Below are 13,044 nucleotides of genomic sequence, written 5' to 3'. Positions count from 1 at the left end.
GGACACATGTCGGCCGAATCAGATCCAGAATTCGAAACACGGCGGCAGTTGACCACCAGCGAACGCGATCTCGACGATCTGGCCGAGCGGCTCACCGGCTGGCTGGCGGATCGGGTCACCTCCGACACCCCGCCGGTGATCAGCGAGGTGCTCCGGCCGCAGTCCAGCGGTCTGTCCAGCACCTCGGTGCTGTTCCGGGCGTCGTGGCAGGTCGACGGGCGCACCGAGACCGGTTCCTACGTGGCGCGACTCGCGCCGGAGCCGGGCTCGTTCCCGGTGTTCGAGACCTACGACCTGGCGGCCCAGTACGCGGTGATGGCCGCCGTCGGGCAGCGGTCGGCCGTGCCGGTGCCGCCGCTGTGCTGGCTGGAGACCGACGAATCGGTGCTGGGCACAGCCTTTTTCGTGATGGGCCGGGTGGACGGCCGGATCCCCGAGGACAACCCGCCCTACGTGTTCATCGGCTGGTTGTTCGACGCCACCCCCGACGAGCGCTGGCGCCTGGCGCGCAACACCATCGACGTCATCGCCCGGCTGCACGCCATTCCCGATCCGCACGCCGCCTTCCCGGCGCTGCACGCCGCGGGCAGCGGTCTGCGCGCCCATGTCGACGCCACCCGGCGCTGGTACGACTGGGCGCTTGCCGCCGACGGCTATCGAATTCCCCTGCTGGAGCGGGCATTCGAGTGGCTGGAGCAGCATTGGCCGGCCACGACCGGCCCCGACGTGCTGAGCTGGGGCGATTCCCGGCCCGGCAACATCATCTTCGACCGGTGGGATCCGGTCGCGGTGCTGGACTGGGAGATGGCCGCGATCGGCCCGCGCGAGCTGGACGTGGCCTGGCTGATCTTCATCCACCGGTTCTTCCAGGACATCGCCACCGGATTCGATCAACCGGGGCTGGCCGACTTCCTGCGCCGCGACGACGTGGTCGCGCACTATCAGGAGATCACCGGACATCACTTGCAGGACATGGACTTCCACCTGGTCTACGCGGCGCTGCGGCACGGTGTCGTGATGGCCCGGATCAAACGCCGGATGATCCACTTCGGCGAGGACACCGACACCCCCGACCGCGACGACTACATCATGCACCGGGCCACGCTCGCGGCCCTGCTCGACGGCACCTACGAATGGGATCGACCATGAATTCCCCTGTCCCCCTGGACGAATACCCCATCCACCAGACCCCGTTGTCACTGGCCCGCGTGGCCAGTAGCGATCGGAACTTCTACGACCGCTGCTATTTCAACGCCTTCGATCGCGACGGCGGCACCATGCTGGTCACCGGATTCGGCGTCTATCCGAATCTCGGTGTGGTCGACGCGTATGCCGCGGTCCGGCAGGGCGACACGCAGCGGTCCGTGCGATTCTCCGACGCGCTCACCGTCCGCGGCCTGGAACAGCGCGTCGGCGGCTACCGCATCGAGGTGCTGGAACCGTTGCAGCGCATCCGGGTCGTCTGCGACCACGAGGACATCGGTGTCGATCTCACCTGGACCGGGTCGTTCCCGGCGGTGCAGGAACAGCCGCACCTGATCCTCAACGGCGCCCGGCCGATCATCGAGGCGTGCCGGTTCGCGCAGTTGGGCAGCTGGTCCGGCACCCTGGCGGTGGGCGGCGTCGAACTGACCGCCGACCCGGACGTCTGGCTCGGCAGCCGGGACCGGTCCTGGGGTATCCGCCCGGTCGGCGAGGCCGAACCGCCGGGCCGGGCCGCGGCCGAGGGCGGCGGCGGATTCTGGTGGCTGTACGTGCCGCTGCGGTTCGACGACTTCGCGATCGTGGTGATCGTGCAGGAGAATCCGGATGGCTTCCGCACCCTCAACGACGCGGTGCGGATCTGGCCGGACGGCCGGATCGAACAGCTCGGCTGGCCCCGGGTGCACATCGAATACCGTTCCGGCACCAGGATTCCGGTGGGGGCGCGGCTGGAGATGACCGCCGCGGACGGCAAACCGCTGGAGGTGGAGATCCGGACGCACACCTTCACCGCGCTGCACATCGGCTGCGGCTACGGCGGCGACCCGGACTGGACGCACGGCCAGTGGAAGGGCCGTGACTGGTCGCTGAGCAGCGTCTACGATCTGGCCGATCCGGCCGTCGCCGCGCGTGTGCCGTGGGGCGCGATCGACCATGTGGCACAGGTCCGATGCGGCGACGCCGAGGGCTGGGGCCTGTTCGAGCACGCCAGCGTCGGCCGCCACGACCCGACCGGATTCGCCGACTGGGGTTCGGTCGCGCCCTGACCGGCGGTGACTTGCGGGGCTGTCGGACCCGTCGGCTAGGGTCCCCGGCATGGCCTCACTGCGGAGTCGGGTGAATCAGGTTGCCGAGGCGGCGTTGGCCCAGCGTAGATACGTGTCGCCGGTCGAGGTCTTCACCCGCCTCGGCTGGCTGCGCAGCACTCAGGTGGACCAGTGGCAGCAGGGCCGGGTCGCCGCGCTGGAACAGTCGGCCGCCGTCGACGGCGCACGCCTGCGCGAGGCCGCGGAGTTGTTGCGGGAGTGGGCACAGCAGCGCGGTCTCGAATCCAGCGAGACCGCCTACCTGTCCAGCGCCCGCGATCGCGAGCCGCTGGCCTTCGTCCGCTCCGGTGACGATCCGATCTTCCGGATCCATTGGTTGGCAGCCGATCTCACCCCGGCGCGGCGTGAGCAGCTGGTGCGGCGGCAGAACAAGGCGCCCGATCTGATGGTCGTCGCGGTCGACCGGCCGTTCGCCTGCGTCGAATGCGCCGGGGTCGGTTCCCACCAGATCATGTCGGCCGCCGGGCCGTTGTGTGTGACCTGCGCCGACCTCGACCATCTGGAATTCCTGCCGGCCGGTGACGCGACGCTGAGCCGGCGCGCGAAGAAGGAGAGCACGCTCGCCGCGGTCGTGGTGCGGCTCAATCCCCGGCGCAAACGTTATGAGCGCCAGGGGATTCTGGTCGAGGAGCAGGCGCTGGCCCGCGCCGAGCAGCAGTGCCTGGCCGACGAGGAGGCCCGGGAGCGGCGCCGCGGCCGCGACCGGGTCCGCCGCGACGCCCAGGATGTCGAATTCCAGGCCCGGTTCGCGGCGGAGATCCAGCGGCTGTTTCCCGGATGCCCGGCCGAGCGGGCCACCGAGATCGCCGAGCACGCGGCGCTGCGTGGCAGCGGCCGGGTCGGCCGCAGCGCCGCGGCGAAGGTGTTCGACGCCGACGCGGTCACCCTGGCCGTCATCGCGTCGGTCCGGCACCGCGACACCGCCTACGACCGGCTGCTGATGGACGGGGTGGCGCGGATGGACGCGCGGGCGGCGATCCGCGCCGACCTGGACCGGGTGCTGGAATCCTGGCGCGGCTGAAATGGCGGCCCGCCGCGAGCTGGTAGCCTGCCAACCCGACTCACTCCCGGTCTCGATCGGGCCGGGCAACTGGCACAGCGAAAGGCAGGGTGGTATGAGCATTTTCGAGATGTCACGCAACACGGCCGGTGTCGTGCTCACCGCGGCGGCGCTGGCGGCGCCGCTGGGCTCCATGGCTTCGGCGCAGGCGGTCGTCACCCCGACGATGTCGATGTCGATGACCGGTTCGGTGCTCGGCGCCGCCAATACGGCGTCGGTCGGCTGCCGCCAGGTCGCGCACGTCACGATGAAGAATCCCGACGGCACCCCCGTCTCCGGCGGCAACATCGACTTCTTCAGCCATCTCAACGGTCAGGCCGGCAATGTGGTCGGATCCGTCCCCGTCACCGACGGCGCCGCCGAGATCCCCTGGGTGCCCGACGCCGCCGGCACCCACGTGATCAGCGCGATGTACCACGACGGCGGACCCGACTACCAGCCGGTGGCCGGGTCGATCACGATCAACGCCGTGAATCTGGGTGGCGCCTGCCTGTAGCGGTCACCGGGCGGCGGCCACCGTGACGCCGCCCACCACCCGCTTGCGCAGCACCAGTTCCCCACTCCCCGTGGCGAGCAGCGCCGCGGCCTCGGCGACACTCGGTGTCCCCACGGCCGCGGCGACCCGCGGCGACACCGCCGGCTCCGCCACGGCCGCCAGCTCCGCCGCTGTGAACACCACGATCGGCACCCCGAGCTCCCCGGCCGCCGCCGCCAGCCCCGCTTCCCCACCCCGCCGATCGATCGTCGCGAGACACCGAATCCCGTTATCCCCCAAGCACTCCCGCAACGCCGCCAGAATCACCGAACCCGCCGTCCCCGGCCGGAATCCGATACCGACGACCACGGCCGCCTCACACATCGATCGTGGTGGTCGCGTATTCGGCTGCGGCACTGACGAATCGGGCGATCGCCTGAGGGTTGCCCGCCGGGTGGGTGTGCAGGTAGGAGGCGTGCACGCGGTGGACGAGCAGGCCCTCCCGGGCTGCGGCGCCGTCCGGGGTGCGCCAGCCCCAGGCCGGGGTACCGGGGCCGACCGCCACGAGCCGGGTGCGGTGGAATTCGTGGCCGCGTACCCGCGCGCCCGCGGCCCACAGCATCGAGTCGCTCAAGGCCACGGCGTCCCGGTAGCCGAGGGTGAGGCGCGGGCCGAATTCGGCCACCGCGTCCACCACGCCCGCCATCCGGTGGCCGTCCAGCGAGCGGGTGAGGTACAGCAGCCCGGCACATTCGGCGTGCACCGGCAGGCCGCGTTCGGCGGCGGCCGCGATCGCGGCCAGCAGCGGCTCGTTGGCGGCCAGTTCGGCGGCATGTTCTTCCGGAAAGCCGCCCGGCAGCACCAATCCGGCTGTCCCGGAAGGCAATTCGTCCCGCAGCGGATCGAATACCGCAACCTCCGCACCCGCTGCGGCCAGCAACTCCCGATGTTCGGCGTACCCGAAGGTGAAGGCCGCGCCGCCGGCGACGGCGATCACCGGAGCCCCGGCCGGCCCGGCGGCTCCCGGCGCCACCTCCGCCACCGGAGCCTCGGCTGCTCCCGACAGCACCTCCACCACCGGATCCCAGACCGGGCCGGTGACGCGGGACGCGGCCAGCGCCACCACAGCCTCCAGATCCACATGTGCGGCAACCAGTTCCGTCATCGCGTCGACCGCTGATCGGGCGGCGGCGCCGTGCTCGACGGCGGGTATCAGGCCCAGATGCCGTGAGGGGACCGCCAATTCGCTCATCCGGGGTAGTGCGCCGAGGACGGGCAGGCCGACCCGGTCGCAGGCGGCGCGCAGCACCTCCTCGTGGCGGGCGCTGCCGACCCGGTTCAGGATCACACCACCGAGCCGGATATCGGTGGAGAAGGTGGCGAATCCGTGCAGCAGCGCCGCCAGGCTCTGGCTGTGGCCGCGCGCGTCGACGACCAGCAGGACCGGGGCGCCGAGGACCGCCGCGACCTGCGCGGTCGAGCCCTCGGCGACCGGGCCCGGGAAGTCGGCGTCGATCCGGCCGTCGAACAGGCCCATCACGCCCTCGACCACGGCGATGTCGCAGCCCCGGCTGCCGTGCCGGTACAGCGGCGCCACCCGGTCCGCGCCGGCGAGCACCGGATCCAGGTTGCGGCCCGGACGACCCGCGGCCAGGCCGTGGTAGCCGGGATCGATGTAGTCCGGGCCCACCTTGAAGGGCGCCACCTCGTGCCCCGCCCGGCGCAGTGCGCCGATCAGACCCGTTGCCAGCGTGGTCTTTCCGCTGCCGGAGGCGGGGGCCGCGATCACGACCGCGGGGACGCTCACGACCGGACGCCGGACGCGGGTGGCCGGGTCACCATTCGATGCCGCGCTGGCCCTTGCGGCCCGCGTCCATCGGATGTTTGACCTTCGTCATCTCGGTGACCAGGTCGGCGGCGTCGAGCAGGGCCTGCGGGGCGTCGCGGCCGGTGATCACCACGTGCTGGTTACCGGGCCGGGCCAGCAGGGCGCCGACCACCTCGTCCACGTCGACCCAGCCCCATTTCAGCGGATAGGTGAATTCGTCGAGCACATAGAACCGGTGCTGTCCGGCGGCCAGGCGGCGGGCGATCTCCTGCCAGCCGGCCAGCGCGGCCGCCGCGTGGTCCTCGTCGGACCCCGGCTTGCGGGTCCACGACCAGCCCTCGCCCATCTTGTGCCATTCGACCGCGCCGCCGGTGCCGGTCTCCTCGTGCAGCCGGCCCAGGGTGCGGAACGCGGCCTCCTCGCCGACCTTCCACTTGGCGCTCTTCACGAACTGGAAGACGGCGACGTCGAAGCCCTGGTTCCAGGCGCGCAGCGCCATGCCGAACGCCGCCGTCGACTTCCCCTTACCGGGTCCGGTGTGCACGGCGAGCACCGGCTGATTGCGCCGCTGCCGCGTGGTCAGACCGTCGTCGGGGACCGTCTCGGGGATTCCCTTCGGCATGCGGATGTGCTCCTTTTCCCTGCGGTGTCCGGTCCACGTTGCCATACCGGCCGGGCGGCACCCGCGCCGGATCGGTGGTCGTACGCTGGTGTCATGCCGAGTGTCGGGTACGCGAGCGCTGGTCCCGAGGTGACCGGAGCCCGTGCCCCGGCGCCCGAGAGCGATGTCGGCCGTCTGGCCGACCTGATCGGCGGGCGGCGGGTGGCGGTGCTCACCGGCGCCGGACTGTCCACCGACAGCGGCATCCCGGACTACCGCGGCCCCGACTCGCCACCGCGCAATCCCATGACCTATCAGCAGTTCGTCGGCGATCCGGTGTTCCGGCAACGGTATTGGGCCCGCAACCATGTGGGCTGGCGCCGCATGGATGCCGCCCGCCCCAATCCCGGCCATCGCGCGCTGGCCCGGCTGGAGCGCGCGGGTGTCGTCAGCGGCGTGATCACCCAGAACGTCGATCTGCTGCACACCAAGGCGGGCAGCCGCACCGTGATCGACCTGCACGGTACCTACGCCCGGGTGCGCTGCCTGGCCTGCGAGTCCCGCATCTCCCGGATGACCCTGGCCGACCGGCTCGAGGTCGCCAACCCGGGTTTCGCCGAGGCGGCGGCCGACGGCCTGGAGGTCGCCCCGGACGCCGATGCGGTGATCGCCGACACCGCGAGCTTCCGCATGGTCGACTGCCATCACTGCGGCGGCATGCTCAAACCCGACATCGTCTACTTCGGCGAGAACGTCCCCAAGGACCGGGTGGCCGCCGCCTACGCCCTGGTCGAGGCCGCCGACGTCCTCCTGGTCGCGGGCTCCTCGCTGACCGTCATGTCCGGCCTGCGTTTCGTTCGCCACGCCGCCAAGACCGGCCGCCCGGTCGCCATCGTGAACCGCGGCCACACCCGCGGCCACGACCTCGCGGACCTGGTTCTCGACACCGGCTGCTCCCCTGCCCTCACCGCCCTCGCCGAGCACTACGACACCGCCTGAGTCACGACCACGCCGTGGCCGGCGAGGGGCAGCTCCCGTACCGACGCGTCGCGCGGCCGACGGGTGCTCAGGCCGCGCGCACGCCCCGGACCACGCCCGCCACCGAATCACCGGTGAGTTCGCCGAGCCGCAGGTAGGTGGCGCCGAGGGTGCGGGCGAGGTCGGCGGCGAGGCCGAGACGGATCATGCCGCGTTCGCAGTCGACGACGACGGAGGTGACGGCGTCGCGGGCGAGTTGGGCGGCGGCGGCGCGGGCTCGGGGTACCGGGTCGGGGCCGCCGGTGGCGCGGCCGTCGGTGAGCAGGACCAGCAGGGGGCGGCGGTGCGGGTCGCGGACGCGCTCGCGCTGGATGATCTCGCGGGCCTTCAGGAGGCCTTGGGCCAGTGGGGTTTTGCCGCCGGTGCGCAGGTCCGCCAGGCGGCGGACGGCGATGTCCACCGAGGAGGTGGGCGGCAGCACCAGTTCGGCGGTACTGCCACGGACGGTGATCACGGCGACCTTGTCGCGACGCTGGTAGGCATCGCGCAGCAGGGTGACGACGGCACCGGTCACCGCGGACAGGCGGTCACGGGCGGCCATCGAGCCGGAGGCGTCGACGGTGAACACCACCAGATTGCCTTCGCGCCCTTCGCGATACGCGCCGCGCAGGTCGGTGGATTCCAGGGCCAGCGGGCCGGCGGTGCGGCCGCGGGTGTGCTGATGGGGCGCCGCGGCGAAGACGGTGCCGAGCAGGTGCAGGCCACCGGTGGTCTCGATGACCGAGCGCACCACCCGGCCGTGCCGGGTGTGCGCGCGGGAGCGGCGGCCGGGTGCACCCTCGCCGATACCGGGGATCTCCCAATGTGGCGGGCGGACAACGGAATTCACCGGCATACCGGCGGTGCCGGGGCGGGCGCCGCCGCCGGGCCGGTCCGGGCCGCCGTCCGGGTCGTCGTCGGGGCCGCGGGAGCCGCCGCCGGGCTGGTCCGGGCCGGAGTCCGGGTCCGTGGGGCCGTCCTGCGGACCGGGGCCGGGAGTGTCGGCGTGCGGGCCGGACTCGGTGGCCTGCGGACCCGAATCGAGTCGATCGGGATCGGCGGGGCTGTCGGGCCGATCCGGCTCTCCGGTCTCGGCTCGATCCGAGCCGGGGTCGGACGCGGTCGCATTCTGCTCCGAATCCGTTGCGCCCGCGGCCCTTTCGACCTCTTCGTCGGCCTGTCGCATGGCCTCGTCGAGTTGGTCGGAGCTGATGCCGGGTTCGTCGAAGGGGTCGCGGCGGCGGCGGTGCGGCAGCGCGAGTTCGGCGGCGACGCGCACATCGTCGGCGGTGACCCGGTCGACGCCGCGCCAGGCCGCATGCGCCGTCGCGGTGCGGGCCACGACCAGGTCGGCACGCATGCCATCGACGTCGAAGGAGGCGCACAGCGCGGCGATCCGGCGCAGTTCACCGTCGTCGAGCCGCACCCCCTCGATGCGGTCGCGGGCGGCGAGGATGCGCTCGGCGGTGTCGTGGTCGGCGGCGGCGTAGCGGGCGGCGAAGGCGTCGGGTGCGGCCTCGTAGTCCAGGCGGCGGCGCACCACTTCCATCCGGACGTCCACCTCGCGGGATGCGGCGACGTCGACGGTCAGGCCGAAGCGGTCCAGCAACTGCGGGCGCAGTTCGCCCTCTTCGGGATTCATGGTGCCGACCAGCACGAACCGCGCCGGATGCGAATGCGACACCCCGTCGCGCTCGATGTGCACCCGGCCCATCGCCGCGGCGTCCAGCAGCACGTCCACCAGGTGGTCGTGCAGCAGATTCACCTCGTCCACGTAGAGCACGCCGTGATGTGCGGCGGCCAGCAGACCCGGCCGGAACGCCTGCTCACCGTCGCGCAGCACCCGTTCCAGGTCCAGCGACCCGACCACCCGGTCCTCGGTGGCGCCGACCGGCAGCTCCACCAGCCGGGCCGGACGGGCGCCGGTCTCGTCGACCACCGGCGGCAGCAACCGCGCGAGCGCCCGGACCACCGTCGACTTGGCGGTGCCCTTCTCGCCGCGCACCAGCACGCCGCCGATCCCCGGATGCACCGCGCAGAGGATCAGCGCGAGCTGCAACTGCTCCTGCCCGACCACCGCCGAGAACGGGAAACCCGCCTCACCGCCGGCCGATGGGTACTGGTTGGCATCGTTTCGGGGATCGGACACGCCCCCACTGTATGCGCGGCGATCATCGGCACCCGCGTCACCCCGGGCGGACCGATGATCGCCGGACCGGTCGACCGGCGGCGATCACGCCCCGGCTTTCCGGCGCGGCGGTGACACGTCCGCACCGTCCGGAACTCGGCGGCTGCACAGCCGATCGCGGGACCCCGGACGACCCCGCAGCATGGCGATCACGTCACCACGACCCGGCCGGGAGAGTTCGCGCACACCACGGCCGTCGCGATCATGGTGGCCCGTTCACCCGGCAGGCCGCGTCGGCATCCGACCTGCGCCACAGAGCAATCAGCCGGCCGGGCCTCCCTCGTCACGCCCCAGCGCCGCGGCGGCCGGTCGGACCTGCGCCACAGCGAATCACATGGCCCGCGACCTCGCGGAACTGCCCCTCACGCCCCCAGCGCCGCGGTGTCCGGGTCGTAGGCGTCGACCAGTTCGGTCCAGTGCTCATCGGTCCACGCGCACAGGGCATTCAGCGGCTCGAGCAGGCTGCGGCCCAGCGGGGTGAGGGCGTAGGTGACGCGGCGGCCGTCGATCTCGCGGGCGACGAAACCGCGCTGTTCCAGGATGCGCAGCGATTGGGTCATCACCTTGGGGGTGATGCGCGCCAACGGGATTCGCAGTTCGGAGTAGCGGCGCGGGCCGGATTCGAGGCAGCGGACCAGTAGCGCGCCCCATTTGTCGCCGATGCGGATGGGCGACAACGTCGACGGGCACAGGTCGTCGAACATCTGCGGGTCCAGCGGGGGCATCCCGCCAGGGTAGCCGGATCGAGGTATCCGCAGGGATACCCGCGGCGTGGTTACCGTCGCCGGCATGGCAGAGATCATCGTTTTCGGGGCGGGTGGGCGGGCCGGGCGCACCATCGCGGCGGCAGCCGTCGCACGCGGGCACAGTGTGACCGGGGTGGTACGCGATCCGGGCCGGTATCCGGATCTGGACGTGGTCGCGGGCGACGTGACCGATGCGGCGGCCGTGGCGAGGCTGGCGGCAGGTCACGACGTGGCCGTGCACGCCGCCGTCGACCTCACCGATCCGGACTTCTTCGCGACGGCGGCCGCCGCGCTCGCGACGGCCCTGCCGGATGCGGGGGTGGCGCGACTGCTCGCGGTCGGATTGGCCTCGAATCTGCCGACCGCCGACGGGGTGCTGCTGCGCGACACTCCCGGCTATCCGAACGAGTACCGCGCGTTCTATCTCGGCCACGCGGCGGGGACCGATCGGCTGCGGGAGACCGCGCTGGAATGGACGGTACTCGCGCCCGCGGGCGATTTCGATCACACCGGCGAGCCGATCGGCGGCTACCGGTCCGCGGCGGCCGATGCGGACCTGCGGATCACCTATCCGGATTTCGCGCACGCGGTGCTGGACGAGATCGAAAAGCCCGGGCTCGGTCGCACTTACACCGGCGTCACCGGAACCATAGCGGTCTGACCGCCGAGCGCCATCGCAGAAAGAACGGTCCCGCAACCGAATTCGGTTGCGGGACCGTGTGCGTCTCAGCCGCGCCGCATCGGCAGGTGCGGGATGCCGTCCTCTTCGTACTCGTCGCCGTCGGGCTTGAACCCGTGCTTGGTGTACATCTCGACGAGATAGGTCTGTGCGTTCAAACGGACTGTGCCCGAACCGATCTCGGCCAGCGCCGCTTGCAGCAGCCGGGTGGTGTAGCCGTGGCCGCGCGCGGACGGCGTGGTGCACAGCCGGCCGATGCGGAACGACTTCACACCGTTGTCGTGCTCCTCCAGCAGACGCAGGGTGCCGATGATCTCACCCTCGTCGTCCAGCCAGAAGTGCCGCGTCTCCGCGAGCAGATCCCGGCCGTCCAATTCCGGATAGGCACATTTCTGTTCGACCACGAAGACTTGGACCCGCAGCTTCAACAGCCTGTACAGCGTGGCGGTGTCCAGATCCGCCGCCCACGACCGTCTGAGCGCAACCGTTGACATCATCGAGTCTTGCTATCACATATCGCTCAATGCCGCGCGGCATCCGCGAGCTTCGGCGATTTGTCGGTCAGCCGCAACGACTTCTCGGTCCAGTCCCAGACCTCCTGGAACAGCGGCTGATTGTCCGTCAGCTTGGTGCCCAGCGAGGGGACGATGGTCTTCAGGGTGGGGGTCCAGTTCGCGTACTGCTGTGGGAAGCAGCGCTGCATCACGTCCAGCATGGCGCTGACACAGGTGGAGGCGCCCGGCGAGGCGCCGAGCAGGCCCGCGATCGAGCCGTCGTCCGCGGTGATCACGGCGGTGCCGAATTCCAGCACGCCGCCCGCACCCTTGCGCCGGATGACCTGTACGCGCTGACCGGCGGTGATCAGTTCCCAGTCGTGCCCATCGGCGCGCGGTACGAATTCCTTCAGCGAGTCGACCCGGCCGGCCGGCGACTTCAGCAGTTCGGAGACCAGGTACTTGGTCAGGCTCAGCTCGGTGACACCGACGCCGAGCATGGAGAACAGATTGTTGGGCTTCACCGACTTGAACAGGTCGGAGTTCTTGCCGTCCTTGAGGAATTTCGGGGTCCAGCCCGCGTAGGGACCGAACAGCAGACCGCGATTGCCGCGGATGACGCGGGTGTCCAGGTGCGGCACCGACATCGGCGGCGCGCCGACGGCGGCCTTGCCGTACACCTTCGCCTCGTGCCTGGACACCAGCGCGGGATCGGTGCAGCGCAGGAACAGCCCGCTGACCGGGAAGCCGCCGATACCGCTCAGCTCCTTGATGCCGGCCTTCTGCAACAGCGGCAGCGCGTAGCCGCCGGCGCCGACGAACACGAACTTCGCGTTCACCGTGCGGGTGCTGCCGTTACGGGTGTTGCGCACCTTGACGTTCCAGCTGCCGTCGGACTGCTTGTCCAGATTGCGGACCTCGGTGCCGAAGGCGATGTCGACACCGGAGCCACCCAGGTACGCCAGCAACTGCCGGGTCAGCGAGCCGAAGTCGATGTCGGTGCCCTTGTCGCTCCAGTTCAGCGCGACCGGCTCGGAGAAGTCGCGACCCTTGCCCATCAGCGGCAGCCGCCGGGTGAACTCGTCGCGGTCGTCGATGAACTGCATGCCCTCGAACAACGGGTGCCCTGCGAGTGCGTCGTAGCGCTTGCGCAGGTAGTCGGCACCGTCGGCGCCGTGGCAGAAGCTCACGTGCGGGATCGGGTTGATGAACTGGCTCGGATCACCGAGCACACCGTTCTCCACCGCGTAGGCCCAGAACTGCCGCGACACCTGGAACCGCTCGTTGATGTCGACGGCCTTGGTGATGTCCACCGAACCGTCGGCGTTCTGCGGGGTGTAGTTCAGCTCACACAGCGCGGAGTGGCCGGTACCGGCGTTGTTCCACGGGTCGCTGCTCTCGGGAGCGGGCGCGTCGATCCGCTCGAACAGGGTGATCGACCAGTCCGGCTGCACCTGCCGCAGCAGGGCGCCCAGGGTGGCACTCATGATGCCGGCGCCGATGAGAACAACATCGGTCTTTTCGGTCTTCGCAGCGTTCGGCACGGGTACTTCGACTTCCTTGTCCTGCGCGGTCCGCCCCACGAGGCGCACCGACTGGGGGTGGTGTAGTGCGTCACCGATCGCCGACGGCGACGGGCGGGAATGA

The 13,044-nt window shown here is 71.1% G+C and carries 13 protein-coding genes; 6 read left to right on the top strand and 7 right to left on the bottom strand.

Features of this window, described 5'->3' with window-relative positions:
* The first annotated feature begins 6 nt into the window (after nucleotides 1-6).
* The 4 genes from LBW94_RS17970 (at nucleotide 7) to LBW94_RS17955 (ending at nucleotide 3,865) form a co-directional block, all read left to right on the top strand.
* Nucleotides 7-1,149: a phosphotransferase family protein gene (locus LBW94_RS17970; RefSeq protein ID WP_225057245.1), complete on the top strand. Its 1,143-nt coding sequence runs from the start codon at nucleotides 7-9 to the stop codon at nucleotides 1,147-1,149.
* Nucleotides 1,146-2,249 (top strand): hypothetical protein, encoded by a 1,104-nt coding sequence (locus LBW94_RS17965; protein ID WP_225057246.1) that lies wholly within the window; start codon nucleotides 1,146-1,148, stop codon nucleotides 2,247-2,249. The genes LBW94_RS17970 and LBW94_RS17965 overlap by 4 nt, the downstream gene beginning before the upstream one ends.
* 49 nt (nucleotides 2,250-2,298) lie before the next feature.
* Nucleotides 2,299-3,330, top strand: coding sequence for a DUF2293 domain-containing protein (locus LBW94_RS17960; protein ID WP_225057247.1), 1,032 nt, complete (start codon nucleotides 2,299-2,301; stop codon nucleotides 3,328-3,330).
* A 109-nt stretch (nucleotides 3,331-3,439) separates the two neighbouring features.
* Nucleotides 3,440-3,865 (top strand): hypothetical protein, encoded by a 426-nt coding sequence (locus tag LBW94_RS17955; protein WP_225057248.1) that lies wholly within the window; start codon nucleotides 3,440-3,442, stop codon nucleotides 3,863-3,865.
* Between the two features lie 3 nt (nucleotides 3,866-3,868).
* Here the strand turns inward: LBW94_RS17955 and LBW94_RS17950 are convergent, their stop codons facing one another.
* The 3 genes from LBW94_RS17950 to cobO are packed head-to-tail and all read right to left on the bottom strand — an operon-like array spanning nucleotide 3,869 to nucleotide 6,294.
* Entirely contained in the window at nucleotides 3,869-4,213 is a 345-nt protein-coding gene (locus tag LBW94_RS17950; protein ID WP_266271409.1) for a cobalamin biosynthesis protein, read from the bottom strand.
* A 7-nt stretch (nucleotides 4,214-4,220) separates the two neighbouring features.
* Nucleotides 4,221-5,651, bottom strand: coding sequence for a cobyrinate a,c-diamide synthase (locus tag LBW94_RS17945; protein WP_225057250.1), 1,431 nt, complete (start codon nucleotides 5,649-5,651; stop codon nucleotides 4,221-4,223).
* Nucleotides 5,652-5,679: 28 nt separating this feature from the next.
* A complete protein-coding gene (cobO, locus tag LBW94_RS17940; protein ID WP_225057251.1) occupies nucleotides 5,680-6,294 on the bottom strand; it encodes a cob(I)yrinic acid a,c-diamide adenosyltransferase in 615 nt (204 codons plus the stop codon).
* A 93-nt stretch (nucleotides 6,295-6,387) separates the two neighbouring features.
* Between cobO and LBW94_RS17935 the strand changes: the two genes are divergently transcribed.
* The gene (locus LBW94_RS17935) at nucleotides 6,388-7,272 is read left to right on the top strand and encodes an NAD-dependent protein deacetylase (RefSeq protein ID WP_225057252.1); all 885 of its coding nucleotides are present in this window, start codon (nucleotides 6,388-6,390) and stop codon (nucleotides 7,270-7,272) included.
* A 67-nt stretch (nucleotides 7,273-7,339) separates the two neighbouring features.
* Here LBW94_RS17935 and LBW94_RS17930 read toward each other — a convergent pair whose 3' ends face one another.
* Complete coding sequence (locus tag LBW94_RS17930) at nucleotides 7,340-9,439, bottom strand: magnesium chelatase subunit D family protein (protein WP_225057253.1); 2,100 nt, start codon at nucleotides 9,437-9,439, stop codon at nucleotides 7,340-7,342.
* A 401-nt stretch (nucleotides 9,440-9,840) separates the two neighbouring features.
* Nucleotides 9,841-10,203 (bottom strand): winged helix-turn-helix transcriptional regulator, encoded by a 363-nt coding sequence (locus LBW94_RS17925; RefSeq protein ID WP_225057254.1) that lies wholly within the window; start codon nucleotides 10,201-10,203, stop codon nucleotides 9,841-9,843.
* 64 nt (nucleotides 10,204-10,267) lie between these two features.
* Here LBW94_RS17925 and LBW94_RS17920 point away from each other — a divergent pair, with 64 nt between their 5' ends.
* Nucleotides 10,268-10,885 (top strand): NAD(P)-dependent oxidoreductase, encoded by a 618-nt coding sequence (locus LBW94_RS17920; RefSeq protein WP_225057255.1) that lies wholly within the window; start codon nucleotides 10,268-10,270, stop codon nucleotides 10,883-10,885.
* Nucleotides 10,886-10,950: 65 nt separating this feature from the next.
* Here LBW94_RS17920 and LBW94_RS17915 read toward each other — a convergent pair whose 3' ends face one another.
* Nucleotides 10,951-11,400 carry a GNAT family N-acetyltransferase gene (locus LBW94_RS17915; RefSeq protein ID WP_225057256.1) on the bottom strand — a complete coding sequence of 150 codons (450 nt, stop codon included), beginning with the start codon at nucleotides 11,398-11,400 and terminating at the stop codon, nucleotides 10,951-10,953.
* Between the two features lie 23 nt (nucleotides 11,401-11,423).
* On the bottom strand, nucleotides 11,424-12,941 hold the full coding sequence (gene mqo, locus LBW94_RS17910; protein WP_225057257.1) for a malate dehydrogenase (quinone): 1,518 nt from the start codon (nucleotides 12,939-12,941) through the stop codon (nucleotides 11,424-11,426).
* Between the last annotated feature and the right edge of the window lie 103 nt (nucleotides 12,942-13,044).

Source organism: Nocardia sp. alder85J, from assembly GCF_020176955.2.
GTDB lineage: Bacteria > Actinomycetota > Actinomycetes > Mycobacteriales > Mycobacteriaceae > Nocardia.
The sequence above is the reverse complement of the archived record's forward strand: the minus strand, read 5'-3'. Positions and strand labels throughout refer to the sequence as shown.

What these genes read in the sequence shown, in the direction of transcription:
- cobO (WP_225057251.1), bottom strand. Translation starts at nt 6,294, where the DNA reads ATGCCGAAGGGAATCCCCGAGACGGTCCCCGACGACGGTCTGACCACG.
- LBW94_RS17920 (WP_225057255.1), top strand. Translation starts at nt 10,268, where the DNA reads ATGGCAGAGATCATCGTTTTCGGGGCGGGTGGGCGGGCCGGGCGCACC.
- LBW94_RS17955 (WP_225057248.1), top strand. Translation starts at nt 3,440, where the DNA reads ATGTCACGCAACACGGCCGGTGTCGTGCTCACCGCGGCGGCGCTGGCG.
- LBW94_RS17915 (WP_225057256.1), bottom strand. Translation starts at nt 11,400, where the DNA reads ATGATGTCAACGGTTGCGCTCAGACGGTCGTGGGCGGCGGATCTGGAC.
- LBW94_RS17965 (WP_225057246.1), top strand. Translation starts at nt 1,146, where the DNA reads ATGAATTCCCCTGTCCCCCTGGACGAATACCCCATCCACCAGACCCCG.
- LBW94_RS17925 (WP_225057254.1), bottom strand. Translation starts at nt 10,203, where the DNA reads ATGCCCCCGCTGGACCCGCAGATGTTCGACGACCTGTGCCCGTCGACG.
- LBW94_RS17960 (WP_225057247.1), top strand. Translation starts at nt 2,299, where the DNA reads ATGGCCTCACTGCGGAGTCGGGTGAATCAGGTTGCCGAGGCGGCGTTG.
- LBW94_RS17970 (WP_225057245.1), top strand. Translation starts at nt 7, where the DNA reads ATGTCGGCCGAATCAGATCCAGAATTCGAAACACGGCGGCAGTTGACC.
- LBW94_RS17935 (WP_225057252.1), top strand. Translation starts at nt 6,388, where the DNA reads ATGCCGAGTGTCGGGTACGCGAGCGCTGGTCCCGAGGTGACCGGAGCC.